Below are 14,329 nucleotides of genomic sequence, written 5' to 3'. Positions count from 1 at the left end.
CGATCACATCTTCTTCAAGGGTGCCGCGGTGGGGGGCGGCGGCACCGGACCCGGATCGTTGAAGCACAGCATGACCTGATCGATGCCGAATTGGTCGGCCAGCACGCGGGCGGTCACCGCGTGCACCAAGTCCAAGTCGACTGAGGGGGCCGCGACGGTGATGGTGGCCGCGATCGCACGGCCATCTTCTTTGCCGGGGACCAGGCGTAGGTCGTCTACCGCCTTCACACCCGGGTCGGTAAACATCGCCGCACGGACCTGTTCCAGGTTGATCTCGTTCACGATTTCGAGGACTCCAAGGCAGTGCGATCGCCGCGGGGAGCTCGGTCGCGATGCAGCCAACGATAGAGCACCGGCAGCACCAACAAGGTCAATGCGGTGGATGACACAATCCCCCGATGACGACAGTGGCCAGCGGGCGCTGCACCTCCGAGCCGGCGCCGACATTCAAGGCCATGGGCAGGAAGCCCAGCGAGGCCACCAGGGCGGTCATCAACACCGGGCGCAGGCGGCCAAGGGCGCCGTCCCGGACAGCGTCGTCCAGCGGATCGCCCTGTTCGCGCAGGCGGCGGATGAAGGCGATCATGACCAGCCCGTTGAGCACAGCCACGCCCGACAGCGCGATGAAGCCGACGCCGGCGGAGATCGACAGCGGAATCCCGCGTAGGGCCAGCGCCAGCACACCGCCGGTCAGCGCCAGCGGAACGCCACTGAACACGATGGCCGCATCCTTGGCCGAGCCGAAGGCCATGAATAGCAGGGCGAAGATCAACGCCAGTGTCACTGGAACGACCACGCCGAGGCGTTGGGTGGCCGAGATCAGCTGCTCGAAGGTGCCACCGTAGTCGATCCAGTAGCCCTCCGGGAGCTTCACATCCTGGCCGATGCGCGTGCGCAACTCGCCGACGAACCCGCCCAGATCGCGCTCGCGCACGTTGGCGGTGATCACCACGCGTCGCTTGCCGTTCTCGCGATTGATCTGATTGGGCCCGCGCTCCACCTGGATCTTCGCCACTTCCCGCAGCGGCACCGTGCGAGGCCCACCATTGGCGCCGGTGGCCAGGCGGCTTGACTCATCGATACCGGTGTTTGCCGGCAGCGGAATGGGCAGATCTGCCAGCACGGCGGGGTCTTGGCGCTGCGATTCGGGCAGGCGCACGACCAAGTCGAAGCGGCGGTCGCCCTCGATCAGCTGGCCGGCGACACTGCCCCCAATGGCGGTGGCCACCGTTTCCTGCACGTCGCCCGGGTTCAGGCCATACCGTGCCAATGCCGCCGGATCTGGCGTGATGGTCAACAGCGGCAGGCCCGAGACCTGCTCGGCCTTGACGTCTTCGGCGCCGGGGACGCTGCGCATGACCCGCTCGACCCGGCTGGCCAGGCGCGTCAGTTGGTCCAGGTTGTCGCCGTAGACCTTGACTGCCACGTCCGAACGGACGCCGGAGATCAACTCGTTGGTGCGCATCTGGATGGGCTGGGTGAACTCGTAGTTGCTGCCCGGAATTTCCTTAGCCGCCGTCTCCAGCTCTTCCACCAGCTCGGCCTTGGGCTTGCGCGGATCGGGCCACTGGTCGCGGGGTTTGAGCATCAGGAAGGTGTCGGCCATCGACGGCGGCATAGGATCGGTGGCCACCTCGGCGGTGCCGATCTTGGAGAAGATGTTGGCCACCTCCGGGAACTGGGCCAGGCGCTTCTCCAGCGTTTCCTGCATGGCCACCGACTGCTCCAGACTGGTGCCGGGAATGCGCATTGGCTGCAAAGTGATGTCGCCTTCATCCAGGCTCGGTACGAACTCCGAGCCCAGGCGGGTAGCCAGCACGCCACACCCCACCACCAGCACGGCCGCGCCTGTCAGCACCACGACCCGCCGACGCAGCGCCCAATCCAACAGCGGCGTGTAGCGAGCGCGTGACCAGCGCATCAGGCGGTTGTCGTGCTCGGCCACGCGGCCGCGCAGGAAGGTGGCGATCGCCGCCGGCACGAAGGTCAGCGACAACACCATGGCGCCGGTCAGGGCGAGCACCACCGTGATCGCCATCGGGTGGAACATTTTTCCTTCCACCCCGGACAGCGCGAAGATCGGCAGGTAGACCGCCGCGATGATGCCCAGGCCAAACAGGCTGGGACGGATCACCTCGGCGGTGGCCGAGGCGGTCAGGTCATAGCGCTCTTCATCGTTGAGCTGGCGGCCCAGCGCGTGCTGCGCCTCCCCAAACCGGCGCAGACAGTTCTCGATGATGATCACCGCCCCGTCCACGATCAGGCCGAAGTCCAGCGCACCCAGACTCATCAGGTTGCCCGATACGCCGCCACGCACCATGCCGATGATGGTGAACAGCATCGCCAGCGGAATCACCGCCGCAGTGATCAACGAGGCGCGCACATTGCCCAGCAGCAGGAACAGCACCACCACCACCAGCAGCGCGCCCTCGATCAGGTTCTTGGATACCGTGCCGATGGTGCGGTCCACCAACGCGGTGCGGTCATAGACGGCCTTGGCATGCACGCCCGGGGGCAAGCTGGCGTTGGCGGCGACCAGCTTGGCCGCAGCCGCTTGGGAGACCTCTCGACTGTTGGCGCCGAACAGCATGAAGGCGGTGCCAACCACGACCTCATGGCCGTTCTGGGTGGCCGCGCCGGTGCGCAGCTCCTTGCCTTCGCCTACGCCGGCGACATCGCGGACCCGGATGGGCACGCCATCGCGCCGGTCCAGCACGATGTTGCCGATCGCCTCCAGATTGGCCAGCTGGCCGGGCACACGCACCAGGAATTGCTGCCCATTGCGCTCGATGTAGCCGGCGCCAATGTTCTGGTTGTTGCGCATGACCGCTGCGACCACGTCGTTCAACGTGAAGCCCAGCGCCACCAGCTGGGCCGGATCTGGAGTGATGTGGATCTGCCGCTCGAAGCCGCCGATGGTGTTGACCTCGGTGACGCCGGGCGTGGTGCGCAGCTGCGGGCGGATCACCCAGTCCTGCAGGGTGCGCAGGTCCGTGGCCGTGTAGGGTGTGCCGTCGGGCTTGCGAGCGTCGGGCTCGGCCTCCACGGTGTACATGAAGATCTCGCCCAGCCCGGTGGAGATGGGGCCCATCTCCGGATCCAATCCTTCGGGCAGCTGGGAGGCGATCTGCTGCAGCCGTTCGGCGACCTGCTGGCGAGCAAAGTACAGGTCGGTGCCATCCTTGAAGACGACGGTGACCTGCGAAAGCCCGTAGCGCGATAAGGAGCGGCTGTAATCCAGCTTGGGCAGGCCGGCCATGGCCGTTTCGATAGCAAAGGTGACCCGTTGCTCGGCCTCCAGCGGCGAGTAGCCCGGGGCCTGGGTGTTGATCTGGACCTGGACGTTGGTGATGTCCGGTGTGGCGTCGATGGATAGGTGACGGTAGCTCCACACGCCCAACGCAACCAGCGCAGCGGTGAGCACCAGCGTCAGCCAGCGATGGCGGATGGACAGCCCAATGAGGCGTTCGAGCATGGCGGGCCTCAATGGTCTTCTTCGACGGTGGATTTTTCGATGTCGGCCTTGATCAGGAAGCTCTGGGCCACCACCACCTGTTCACCGGCCTTGAGCCCTTCCAGCACTTCGGCGCGCTCAGCGTCGCGGCGACCGAGCTTGACCGGCCGGGTGTGGTAGGTCTCTCCCTGCTGCACGTAGACCACGTCCTGGTCTTCTGCGGTCTGCAGCGCGGTGATTGGCACCACCAGCGCCGCCGATTGGCGATCCACGGTGACCCGCGCCTTGACCGCCGAACCCGGACGCCACAGGCCATCGGTGTTGGCCACGGTGGCGCGCGCAATGGTGCTTTGGCTGGCGGTGGCGGTGCCGGGCAGGACGCGCTCCAAGGTGGTCTGCGCCGTGACGCCATCGCTCAAGCGGGTGACCGTCACCGGCACGCCGGCACCGATGTGCTGGACGTCGGCCCCAAAGATGTGCAGGTCCACCCACAGGGTGGACAGGTCGGCGACCTCGAACAGTGGCGCGCCCTCAGCCGCCGCCATGCCCACAGCGGCCGTACGCGCCATCACCACGCCACTGATCGGCGCGGTGACGGTATAGGTGGTCAGGCTCAGGTTGCTCTCTACTGTAGCCAGTGCCTGGCCGGCACGCACCTGATCACCCACGCCCGCTCGCACAGAGCGGACCGGTCCGGGGAAGCGTGCCGTGACCTGTGCGATGCGCCCATCGATCGGGGTGAGCAGACCTTGCACCTCATGCTCGTCAGCGATCTCACCAGGCCCAGCCGGCGCGACCTGGATTCCTGCCGCCTGCGCAGCCTTGGCGGCAATCTTGGTTTCCAGCGGCGCTTCCTCGTGCTCGCCGTGCTCCTCGCCCTCAGCGGCGGGGCCGCCCTCGGATGCTTCGTTGGGGGCGGACGCATTGCAGGCGGTCAGCAACAGGGCCATGCCCAGTGCGGTCCAGGAAAAACGGCTCATGGGCTATCTCCAAATGAAGCGGCCGCCGGCGGCGTTACAAGCGCCTGGCCGGTCAGTCGTTGAATTTCGATCAGGGCGCGTTGCGCATCCAAGGCCACGTCCAGCTGCTGCTGGGCCATGGCCGTACGTTCGGACTGCAACTGGGCCCATTCCAGGTAACTGATCGCCCCAGCGCGGTAGGCACGCTCAGCGGCCCGCTCGGCTCGGGCCAGCTTCGGCAACACGTCGCTGTGCAGGCGCGCCACCTCGGCTTGTGCGACGGTGTAGCGGCCATGGGCCTCGACCAGCGTGGAATACAGCGACAAGCCCTTGGCCTCGCGCTCGATCGTCAGGACCTCCAGTTCGGCTTCGCCGGCGCGGATCTCTGGCTGTGCGCGGCTGCGGCTGCCCAGCGGCATGGACACGCTAGCGACCAGTGCAGTGTCGTCGGTCTCCTGCAGGCGGCGCACGCCGAGCTGCCAGGACAGGTCCGGTGAGGCCGCCGAACGCGCCAGCTGCAGTCGTGCCTGCGCGATCCGTCGGGCGTCGGCAAACTGCGCCAGTTCCGGAGTCCGCTCCAGCTCATCGGCCAGCGTCTGCATGGAGGCGATCGCCGGCAGGGCCATCGGATCGGCCGGAGCCACCTCGAAGGTGGGAGTACGTTCGCCCCACAGCGCGGCCAGATGCTGACGGGCGGCCAATCGCTGTTGCTCGGCCCGATCACGCGTCAGCTCGGCCCGCGCCAGCGCTGCCTGCGCGGTGAGCAGCACCGATTCGGGTGAAGCGCCGGCCTGCAGGCGTTGCCGGGCAGCGGCCACGGTTCGCTGGCGCTGGCCAACATCCATGTCCGCCAGGCTGTGTTGCCGGTTGGCACCGACAACGGCCAAATAGCGCTGCGCCGTCTCGGCGAGCAGGTCCAGCCGCCCGGTCTCGCGCTGCACGGCCAGTGCATCAATCCGGCTTTGGGCCAAGGTGCGCCGGGCGTCGAGCTTGCCGCCGCGCTCCAGGACCGAGCTCAGGCTCAAGGTCAACTCGGCGCTGTCCAGACCGCGGGCCGCGCCAGTGCCCAACGCATTTTCGACCTCGGCACCGAGCGTCCACGGTGGGCGCTGCACCGCCTGGTCGCGCTCGGCAGCGAGCACGATGGCGCGCGCATCGACCAAGCGCAGCTCGGGGTGGGTTTGGGCCACGCGCGCGAACGCGTCGTCCAAGGTCATCAGCTCGGCCGCTGCCGCCGACGTTGTCGCCGCAGTCAGCAGCAGCCATGCGGCCAAGGCCGCCAATCGTACATCCATGGAAGTACTCCGAAGGGTTTCGACATCAACAAACGATCACCACCGCGCACAGCAGCAGGTCGCTGAGCCGGCGCTGCCGGCGGAGATCACCCTGCGATCGGAGGCCGGAACGGCGCGACCAGGTGCTCGTGCGGATACGGGCGCGTGTTGGCTTGCATCACCGGCAAATGCCGGCCGATGTCCGCAACGGTCAGCAGGATCTCAGGGGGCTGTGCGGCCTGGCTGCAGCACAGCGCCAGCTGGTGAAGGCGGTGCAAGGCGGCGCCGATGCCACGCTCAGGTGCCGGTGCGGCCACTGCCGGCCCATGGGCGGCAATGATCGGATGGATGTGAACGTGCAGTTCGCTCGCCAGACCCAAGACCGGCTGGACCAGCAAACCCACCGCCAGCTGCGCCAGCAGCAGCCAGCGTAGGCCCGTCCGCAGCCGGCCAAGGGCGATCATGCAGCCGTCTTGCGCGCGTCGGCACGTGCCCGGCGGGCATCACCCAAGATCTCGAAGGCTTCCTTGATCACATACAGGCCGATCAGGGCGCCGATCACGAAATCTGGGTACGGGCTGGCCAGCCACCACACCAGGAGGCCCGCCAGGATCACGCCAACGTTGGCGACCACATCAGCCCGGGTGAACAGCCAGGTCGCCCGCAGATGCACCTCGCCGGACTTCATCGGCGCCAACATGCGCAGTGCCGTCACGTTGACCACCAGCGACAGCAGGGCGGTGCCAATCATCCAGCCGCTGACCGGCTCGGCACCGAACATTACGCGGCGGCCGACCTCGACCAACACGCCCACACCCAGCACCAGCAATACACTGCCGCTGACCCAGGCTGCGTTCGCCTTGAAGCGGGCCGTGCGCCCGATGGCGACCAAGCCAATGGCGTAGGCGGTGGCGTCAGACAGCATGTCCAGCGCGTCGGCCAATAGGCCTGTGGAATGGGCAACCCAGCCGGCGATGCCGCCGATCACGGCCATCGCCGCATTCAGGGCAAGGGCGATCCAGAGCACGCGCCGCTCCTGCGCGTTCTTGGCCTCGTGGTGGCAGCCACAATCACTCATCGGAACATCTCCAGTCGCAGGGAAGCCAGGCCCAGGCGGACCGCTGGCATGGCACAGCCGGTGAGGGTAAAGTCCGTAGCTACTACGGAGTCAAGCGTACTACGAATGAAAATCAGTGAGGCTGCCGACGCCAGTGGGTGCCATTTGGAGACCATCCGCTATTACGAGCGGATCGGCCTGCTGCCGCGCCCGGGGCGCTCGGGCAATGGCTACCGGGTCTATGGCCCGGCCGACATCGAGCGACTGCGCTTCATTGCGCGCGGCCGGGACCTGGGCTTCAGCCTGGAGGAGGTCCGCAGCCTGCTGCAGTTGGCGGGCGATGAAGAGCTTTCGTGCGGGGACGTGGATCGGCTGGCCCGCAGCCATCTGACCGACGTGCGGGCGCGCATGGCCGACCTGCAGCGCATGGCCAGCGAGCTGGAACGGGTGATTGCCAGTTGCCACGGCGGGCAGCGGGCTGTATGCACCATCCTGTCAACGCTGCGGCAGCCGGCCTCGGTGGAGGCCACGCGCCAGTGACCGAACTGGACCGCTACCTCGATGCGGCCACGCGCCAGAACACGGTGCGCAGCTATGCGTCGGCGCTGCGGCACTTTGAAGTCGAGTGGCAAGGCCACCTCCCAGCGACACCGGACAGCGTGGCCCGGTACCTGGCCGCGTATGCGCAGACCCTGGCCACCAGCACCCTTCGCCACAGGCTGGCCGCCATTGCCTCCTGGCACCGCGACCACGGCTTTGTCGACCCGACCCGGTCGCCGCTGGTGCGCAAGGTACTCAAAGGCATCAAGACCCTGCACCCGGGCCAGGTCAAGCAAGCCGCGCCGCTCCAGATTCGGCGGCTGGTCGAGCTCGATGACTGGTTAGCCGCAGCGATCGCGGCGGCACGCGCGCGGGGCGACGGAGCGGCAGCGCTGCGCCACCAACGGGACCGAGCGCTGGTGCTGCTCGGATTCTGGCGTGGCTTTCGTGGCGATGAACTGCTGCGCCTGGACGTGGCCCATCTCACGCTGGTGCCGGGACAGGGGATGACCTGTTTCTTGCCGCGCAGCAAGGGCGATCGCCAGGCCGCCGGCGTTACCTACAAGGTGCCGGCGTTGTCGCGATTGTGCCCGGTGGAGGCGACCCAGGTGTGGCTGCAGGCGGCCGACCTGCAAGAAGGGCCGGTATTTCGGGCGGTCAGCCAATGGGGCCAGGTGAGCGCCGAAGGCCTGCATCCCAACAGCTTGGTGCGCCTGCTGCGCGAGTTGCTGACCAGTGCCGGCTTTGCCGATGCGGGGCTCCACAGCAGTCATTCCCTGCGCCGCGGCTTTGCCAGCTGGGCCAACGAGCAGGGCTGGGACATGAAGGCGCTGATGGAGTACGTGGGCTGGCGCGATGTGCAGTCGGCCATGCGCTACCTGGACGGGCATGACCCGTTCGCACGGGACCGCATTGAAGCAAGCCTGCCAAGTCCAACCGTGCCGGTACCGGCGATGGCGCTGCCGGCGCCCGAGGGCAAATCTGCACTGCAGCTGCGCCTGCGCATGGTACTGACCCCATTTGCCCGCGCGGGTCGCGGCGCGGCTAAGGCCCGGGGCCGGATCGAAGAGATCTGCTTGGCCCCGTTCCAAGCGGTGCGGCTGAACACCGCCAGCAGCGAGTACCGGTTGACGGTTCCCACCGATCCCGATCGGGATCTGGATGAAATCCTGGCCACGTTGCTCGATGACATGCACCGCATGGCCGATACGCACCAGTGTTTCCTGGAAGCGTCTCTCAATACAGACGACGGCCGGCACTGGGATTGATCCCCTCATAACCTCCGGATCCAATGGCTACCCTTCACGAGACCGCCTACCCGCGACTGAAGCCTGATCCCACCGCCAAGGAACTGGAGGAGATCTATACCCCCACCGCCGCTGAGATTGCATTCGCCAAGCAGCTGACCACCCAGCCGGGACCGCAGCTGGCGGTACTGATTCATCTCAAGCTCTTCCAGCGCCTCGGTTACTTCACGGTGTTGGCCGACGTACCCGAGCGGATCCGGAAGCACATCGCCAAGGCCGCCCGACTCGGGCGCGTATTGGACACCGACCAGCTCGAACGTTACGACGCTTCCGGTAGCCAGCGCCGGCATATCCCGCAGCTTCGGCAGTTCATCGGTGTACGTCCCCTGGATAAATCAGGCTTGGCCTGGCTGGACACGGTGGCCACCGGAGCAGCCCAGGCCAAGCACACCATCCCGGACATCGTGAACGTCCTGCTCGAAGAGCTGGTGCACCATCGCTACGAACTGCCCGGTTTCCGCACCCTGGAACTGGCCGCCATCGGCGCGCGTGAGCGGGTCAATCTGGGCTACTACCGTAGCATCAGCCACGCGCTGACGCCTACCACGCGCACGCTCATTGACGACTTGCTGCGCGCACCGGAAAACTCCAGGTTCACCGGCTGGCAATCGCTCAAGCGCGAGCCTGGTCGGCCCACCAACAAGGAAGTCCGGTTCTATCTGCAGCACATCCGCATGCTGCAGCAGTTGGCTGAGCAGCTGCCCCCGATCGATGTGCCGGTCCCTAAGCTTAAGCAATTCCGTGCAATGGCCCGGGCCTATGACGCCAGCGAGCTGGCCGAATTGGCTCCGGACAAGCGCTATGCGCTGGCCACCATCTTCATTCGCGCCCAGCATGCCAAGACGCTGGATGACGCAGCCGAGCTATTCATCAAGCAGGTGCGCGGGCTGGAAAACACGGCCCAGCAAAAACTGCTGGCCTACCAGCTCGAACATGCCAAGCGGGCCGACTTCCTGATCGGCCAGCTCAAGGAAATCCTGCAGGCCTATCAGCTCGACGGCAGCGATAGTCAGCGCGTGGATGCCATCGACAACAGTCTAGAAGCGGAAGTGTCGACCTTGCTGGCCGAATGCGAAGAACATATGGCATACGCAGGGAAGAACTATCTGCCTTTCATGCTGCAACCCTACGGCACGGTCAGGCCGCTGCTGTTCAATGGGCTGGAGCTGATGAATCTGCGGTCAACCAGCCACGATGCCGGCATGGAGCCGTTGATCGCAGCGGTGCTGTCGCTGCGCAACCAACGCCGTGAGCTGATCGAGGTCGCATCCCTCGGCCTGGACCCGGAAAAGGACTTCGATTGGATGTCCAAGCTCTGGCGTCAGCATGTGTTTGGCAAGCGTGCCAGCGCTGCCGGCGCCGGCTGGATGCACCGTAAGTACTTCGAGCTGGCCGTGGTGGTGCAGGTCAAAGACGAGCTGAAGTCCGGAGATCTCTTCATTCCCAGCAGCGAACGCTTTGATGACTACCGCGAGCAGCTGGTCGATGAAGCCACCTTGGCCCAGGAACTGGAAGCCTATGGTCAGGTGTCAGGTCTACCCACCGACGCCGCGTCGTTCGTGGCTGGGTTGCGCGCACAACTGACCGACTTGGCCGACGAAGTTGACGAGCGCTTCCCCGAGAATGTGCATGCGGACATCTTGGAAGGGCGCCTGGTACTGCGGAAGGGGCAACGCGCTGAGGTCTCAAGTGCCATTGCCACGGTGGATCGCCTCATCGCCGAACGGCTCCCGGAGTCCAGCATCGTCGATGTCCTGATCGACGCCAGCCAATGGCTGGATCTGCACCGTTTTTTCCGCCCGATCGCCGGTACCGAGAGCCAAGTCGAAGATCTGCCCCGACGTGTGATCACCACGCTATTTTGCTATGGCTGCAACCTGGGGCCGACGCAGACGGCGCGGTCGATCAAGGGCTTCAGCCGGCGCCAGGTTGCTTGGCTGAACCTGAAATACGTGACCGAGGATGTGCTTGAGAAGGCCATCGTAGAGGTCATCAATACCTACAATAAATTCGACCTCCCGGGCTATTGGGGCAGCGGGAAAAGCGCCTCAGCAGATGGCACCAAATGGAGCGTCTACGAGGACAACCTGCTGTCGGAGTACCACATCCGCTACGGCGGCTACGGCGGCATCGGCTACTACCATGTGTCCGACAAATACGTGGCGCTGTTCAGCCATTTCATTCCCTGTGGTGTGCACGAGGGCATCTACATCCTCGACGGCCTGCTGGCCAACACTTCCGACATCCAGCCTGAGATCGTCCATGGCGACACGCAGGCCCAAAGCTACCCAGTCTTCGGTTTGGCCCACATGCTGGGCATCCAGCTGATGCCCAGGATACGAAACATCAAGGATCTGACATTCTTCCGGCCCGAACCTGGCAGGACCTATAAGAATATCCAGGCACTGTTCGGAGACAGCATCGACTGGCAACTGATCGCGACGCATCTCCACGACATGCTGCGGGTAGTGATCTCGATCCGATTGGGGAAGATCACCGCGTCCTCGATCCTGCGCCGGCTGGGCACCTACAGCCGGAAGAACAAGCTGTACTTCGCCTTCCGGGAACTTGGCAAGGCCGTCCGAACGCTGTTCTTGCTGCGCTACATCGATGACAACGAGATTCGCAAAACGATCCATGCTGCGACCAACAAGAGCGAGGAATACAACGGCTTCGTGAAGTGGGTCTTCTTTGGCAGCCAAGGGATCATTGCTGAGAACGTCCAACACGAGCAGCGCAAGATCATCAAGTACAGCCAGCTGGTGGCCAACATGATCATCCTCCACAACGTGGAACGCATGAGCCGGACCTTGGCCGTAATGCAGAAGGAGGGGATTGAACTGACGCCCGAGATTCTGGCCGGCCTGTCGCCTTACCGGACCAGCCACATCAATCGCTTCGGCGACTATCACTTGGATCTTGAAAGGGAAGTGGCGCCGCTGAGCTATACAGCGAAAGTCCTTGAACAGGCCCCATAGACGGGGATATCCGCCATCGGGACAAGACAATTATCATTTCGTTTCAATCGCTTAGGTGGCATTTGGCCCTGTACGTAACGATTCCCTGCCGACCCTCATACCGGCCTGGTCCATCGTGCCGCACCGGCTTCCGCAGGCGTCGCAAATCCCAGGTGGGCCGAAGTGCCACGGTGCGAGTGTTGGTCGTTTGCGTTGGCCCATTCACCACACTGTGCACATCGCAGTCGCAGCCGATGCGAATGCCCTGCCCGACCTGCTACCGGCCCAGAAGGGGGCATTACCGCGCGTAGGTACCTTGTGGTGCTGTGCACCGATGCCACGTGCCGCGTCATTGCCGGTAGGTTCAATTCCTCGCCCGCTACGCGCGCCACTTGCAGAAGCTGCCGCGACCCTGCGCACAATGCCCCTTCCGGGCGCCATGCCTATGATGACGAGATGCCAATGAGCCACATCCTGCTGCGAATCGTTGAGGGCGCCAGTGTCGCGCTCTATCGACATGCTGAAGACGGCCGGGCCGAGCTGCTGCCGACGCGCCGCGACTTGTTCAATTATCCAGGTGGAATTGGGTGGGGTTACGGAGGTAGCGGAGCTAAAAACCTAAGCTACGCAATCGCGGGCAAACTGTTCGAGATGGACAATCTCAGCGATACCGAACTGCGTAGACGCGGCGATGAAATTTTGAACCATGTAATCAGCAAGTCAACTTTGGACAATGATGCCGAGCATGATTTGCAAGTGGACCCCATCAAGCAATTGTTCCCCTGACCGATGGCTGGCACCTCGACTCCCGCCCTTGCCCTTCCCCTTCGTAGCGCTGATCTGGTGGCCGGCAACTCCAGGTCAACGTGGGGAGCTAGCCGGCCCTCCACTAGCGTTGTTGGGAGGAGGGGAGTCCACAAAAAAGCCCCTGCTAGCTGTGCTAGAAGGGGCTTTGGGTGAGTGACAACTGAGATGCAAATGTGCTGCAGCCGAGCATGGCTGTTACGCCACTAGTCTACTGCGACATTCGATAATGGATATCTGATCGACGATCGAATCAGCCATGGAACGTAGAGAACGCGCGGTGTCGTGGTTGTCCCAGCCATACTCGAGAGCACTTTCTGCCCTGAGTGCAACTACGCGCTCCTTCAACGAGTTAACGTCACCGATAATCTGCGGGTCATGGATCCACGAGCTCCTGCCAGAGATGGTGTCGACCACGTTCCCGAAGGTGTCAAGTAGCTTGATTGATTTGATGATACCGAACTCGCTCCAGTCATCATCCGCGTATTTTTCATCTTTAAAATAGACCGATTCGACCTTGTCCCTAGCAGTCTCCCAGGTAGCACCGATGTGATCCCTGGCTTGGACAAGGCCCATGGCCGGAAAATCCAGATGGAAGTAACGCGCATGGTGGTAGAAACATTCCTCAACCCAGGGATAATCGTCGTACATCGGTAGCGCTACGCAGTACTCAACGCGGGCACTTGCAACGTAGGTAAATCCCTTGAAGATTGGCTGAGGATCTGAGGTTGCGCAGCGCGTTCCGCAGAGCTTGGACTTAGCCGCCTCAGCGTTTGCGTAGATACGCATAACAAGATTGTGAAAAGCGCCGTCGAGACGGGCCTGGACTAGAGTGGTCATGATTTGCTCCAAACGAAAAGGGGCAAACAGACCTCGCCCATGGGCGAAATCTAGTTCGCCCGCTGGGGATTGATATAAGTGTTGCGTATGTGTTACGTGGGTGGCACCGGCCACTACGGAGATGCGCAGAGCGCGTTCTAGGGAAAAATTTAAAAGAGCGCCTCTTTGCTGTCAAGGGCGAAGATCGGTGGTCCAGACCACTAGAAGTCCTCTCCCCCACCCCAGGCCGCGGAGTCGCCGTCAATTGCACATGCGTAGACCCCGAGAAGTTGATTACAGCAAGGCTTGCGACCGCGATGCAGTGCACCTGCGTGCTGGGCGATCGCCGGTTGTGCGGCACCCTACCCCTTTGCCAGGGACAGCGGCTGCAGGCTTTGCTCGCATGGCTGCCCCACCCGCCCCCAGGCTACAGCGAGCGCTTCAGTTCAACGCGTTTATACTGAGGTGCAACCGTTGTGTTACCACCGACGCGAAAACGATGGGGATAGACGCATGCAATCAACAGTACCTAATCAGCCCACCCCCGAAGCGTTCTACATGTTCGTGTCTGATATGGAGAGTGCTAGGCCTCCCTGCGGTGTGAGGTTCAACAACCTTCGCGAGCTGCTGTCTCCCTCCCGTGTGATCTTGCGTCCTGAGGCGGGTGGATTTCCTTCACTGCTCGAACAGCCACAGATGACCTATGACCCAAGCGGGGGTCCCGAACCCCGTGATCTAGAGCCTGGGTTTGGCGGTTACTGGCTAGTATCCGAGCGACTCCATGACATCATGTGCTCATGTGACCCGGGTGCATTTGCGTTCATCGAGGTGGATTACCGGTTGATTGACGGGAGCAAGGGTCCACGTCATTTTCTGTGTGACGTCATTCGAGAGCTAGATGCCTTAGACGAAGAAGCATCCAGACTTAGGATCAAAGTCGATGACGACTATGTGCGTGGAAAGTTTTACTCCTTGGGTGGAGGAGCCAGCCTTGCATTCAGACATGATGTGTTGGGGAAGTCACATGTATTCCGCTTGCCGTTCAATCCATCGGTATTCTGCGATCACGATTTTAAGAGCGAGGTTCATGCGGCTGGCATATCTGACAAAGCAGAAGTGAGCGGCATCTCGTTCATTGACGCATCTGACATCTGAACC

General features: G+C 63.5%; 11 protein-coding genes and 1 pseudogene. 5 read left to right on the top strand and 7 right to left on the bottom strand.

Going from position 1 to position 14,329, the window contains the following annotated elements; translation table 11 throughout:
• Positions 1–3 precede the first annotated feature (3 nt).
• The 6 genes and pseudogenes from BJD12_RS23035 to BJD12_RS23010 form a co-directional block, all read right to left on the bottom strand.
• Positions 4–282: a hypothetical protein gene (locus BJD12_RS23035; RefSeq protein ID WP_005996620.1), complete on the bottom strand. Its 279-nt coding sequence runs from the start codon at positions 280–282 to the stop codon at positions 4–6.
• A pseudogene (locus BJD12_RS23030) lies at positions 279–3,475 on the bottom strand (efflux RND transporter permease subunit). The gene BJD12_RS23035 and the pseudogene BJD12_RS23030 overlap by 4 nt, the downstream one beginning before the upstream one ends.
• 8 nt (positions 3,476–3,483) lie before the next feature.
• Entirely contained in the window at positions 3,484–4,434 is a 951-nt protein-coding gene (locus BJD12_RS23025; protein WP_005996617.1) for an efflux RND transporter periplasmic adaptor subunit, read from the bottom strand.
• The gene (locus tag BJD12_RS23020; RefSeq protein WP_005996614.1) at positions 4,431–5,708 is read right to left on the bottom strand and encodes a TolC family protein; all 1,278 of its coding nucleotides are present in this window, start codon (positions 5,706–5,708) and stop codon (positions 4,431–4,433) included. Before BJD12_RS23020 ends, BJD12_RS23025 begins: the two co-directional genes overlap by 4 nt.
• Positions 5,709–5,794: 86 nt before the next feature.
• Positions 5,795–6,151, bottom strand: coding sequence for a hypothetical protein (locus BJD12_RS23015; protein ID WP_005996612.1), 357 nt, complete (start codon positions 6,149–6,151; stop codon positions 5,795–5,797).
• Positions 6,148–6,765: a cation efflux transmembrane domain-containing protein gene (locus BJD12_RS23010; RefSeq protein ID WP_005996609.1), complete on the bottom strand. Its 618-nt coding sequence runs from the start codon at positions 6,763–6,765 to the stop codon at positions 6,148–6,150. Before BJD12_RS23010 ends, BJD12_RS23015 begins: the two co-directional genes overlap by 4 nt.
• A gap of 105 nt (positions 6,766–6,870) precedes the next feature.
• On the opposite strand from BJD12_RS23010, the gene BJD12_RS23005 reads away from it, so the two are divergent.
• The 4 genes from BJD12_RS23005 to BJD12_RS22990 all read left to right on the top strand — a co-directional run bounded on the left by BJD12_RS23005 (position 6,871) and on the right by BJD12_RS22990 (position 12,334).
• On the top strand, positions 6,871–7,284 hold the full coding sequence (locus BJD12_RS23005) for a MerR family transcriptional regulator (RefSeq protein ID WP_005996607.1): 414 nt from the start codon (positions 6,871–6,873) through the stop codon (positions 7,282–7,284).
• The gene (locus BJD12_RS23000; RefSeq protein WP_005996605.1) at positions 7,281–8,552 is read left to right on the top strand and encodes a site-specific integrase; all 1,272 of its coding nucleotides are present in this window, start codon (positions 7,281–7,283) and stop codon (positions 8,550–8,552) included. The genes BJD12_RS23005 and BJD12_RS23000 overlap by 4 nt, the downstream gene beginning before the upstream one ends.
• Before the next feature lie 23 nt (positions 8,553–8,575).
• Entirely contained in the window at positions 8,576–11,569 is a 2,994-nt protein-coding gene (locus BJD12_RS22995) for a Tn3 family transposase (protein WP_005996604.1), read from the top strand.
• Between the two features lie 441 nt (positions 11,570–12,010).
• Positions 12,011–12,334 (top strand): DUF6166 domain-containing protein, encoded by a 324-nt coding sequence (locus BJD12_RS22990; protein WP_005996602.1) that lies wholly within the window; start codon positions 12,011–12,013, stop codon positions 12,332–12,334.
• A gap of 216 nt (positions 12,335–12,550) precedes the next feature.
• Here BJD12_RS22990 and BJD12_RS22985 read toward each other — a convergent pair whose 3' ends face one another.
• Positions 12,551–13,192 carry a hypothetical protein gene (locus tag BJD12_RS22985; RefSeq protein WP_126936937.1) on the bottom strand — a complete coding sequence of 214 codons (642 nt, stop codon included), beginning with the start codon at positions 13,190–13,192 and terminating at the stop codon, positions 12,551–12,553.
• Positions 13,193–13,684: 492 nt separating this feature from the next.
• Between BJD12_RS22985 and BJD12_RS22980 the strand changes: the two genes are divergently transcribed.
• Entirely contained in the window at positions 13,685–14,326 is a 642-nt protein-coding gene (locus BJD12_RS22980; RefSeq protein WP_031424590.1) for a DUF1629 domain-containing protein, read from the top strand.
• Positions 14,327–14,329 lie beyond the last annotated feature (3 nt).

Origin of the sequence: Xanthomonas vesicatoria ATCC 35937, from assembly GCF_001908725.1 — a bacterium.
Classification (GTDB): Bacteria; Pseudomonadota; Gammaproteobacteria; order Xanthomonadales; family Xanthomonadaceae; genus Xanthomonas; species Xanthomonas vesicatoria.
Note: the sequence above shows the minus strand (reverse complement) of the source record. Positions and strands in the feature narration are given on the sequence as shown.

What these genes read in the sequence shown, in the direction of transcription:
- BJD12_RS22980 (WP_031424590.1), top strand. Translation starts at nt 13,685, where the DNA reads ATGCAATCAACAGTACCTAATCAGCCCACCCCCGAAGCGTTCTACATG.
- BJD12_RS23020 (WP_005996614.1), bottom strand. Translation starts at nt 5,708, where the DNA reads ATGGATGTACGATTGGCGGCCTTGGCCGCATGGCTGCTGCTGACTGCG.
- BJD12_RS23010 (WP_005996609.1), bottom strand. Translation starts at nt 6,765, where the DNA reads ATGAGTGATTGTGGCTGCCACCACGAGGCCAAGAACGCGCAGGAGCGG.
- BJD12_RS23025 (WP_005996617.1), bottom strand. Translation starts at nt 4,434, where the DNA reads ATGAGCCGTTTTTCCTGGACCGCACTGGGCATGGCCCTGTTGCTGACC.
- BJD12_RS22995 (WP_005996604.1), top strand. Translation starts at nt 8,576, where the DNA reads ATGGCTACCCTTCACGAGACCGCCTACCCGCGACTGAAGCCTGATCCC.
- BJD12_RS23015 (WP_005996612.1), bottom strand. Translation starts at nt 6,151, where the DNA reads ATGATCGCCCTTGGCCGGCTGCGGACGGGCCTACGCTGGCTGCTGCTG.
- BJD12_RS22985 (WP_126936937.1), bottom strand. Translation starts at nt 13,192, where the DNA reads ATGACCACTCTAGTCCAGGCCCGTCTCGACGGCGCTTTTCACAATCTT.
- BJD12_RS23005 (WP_005996607.1), top strand. Translation starts at nt 6,871, where the DNA reads ATGAAAATCAGTGAGGCTGCCGACGCCAGTGGGTGCCATTTGGAGACC.
- BJD12_RS22990 (WP_005996602.1), top strand. Translation starts at nt 12,011, where the DNA reads ATGAGCCACATCCTGCTGCGAATCGTTGAGGGCGCCAGTGTCGCGCTC.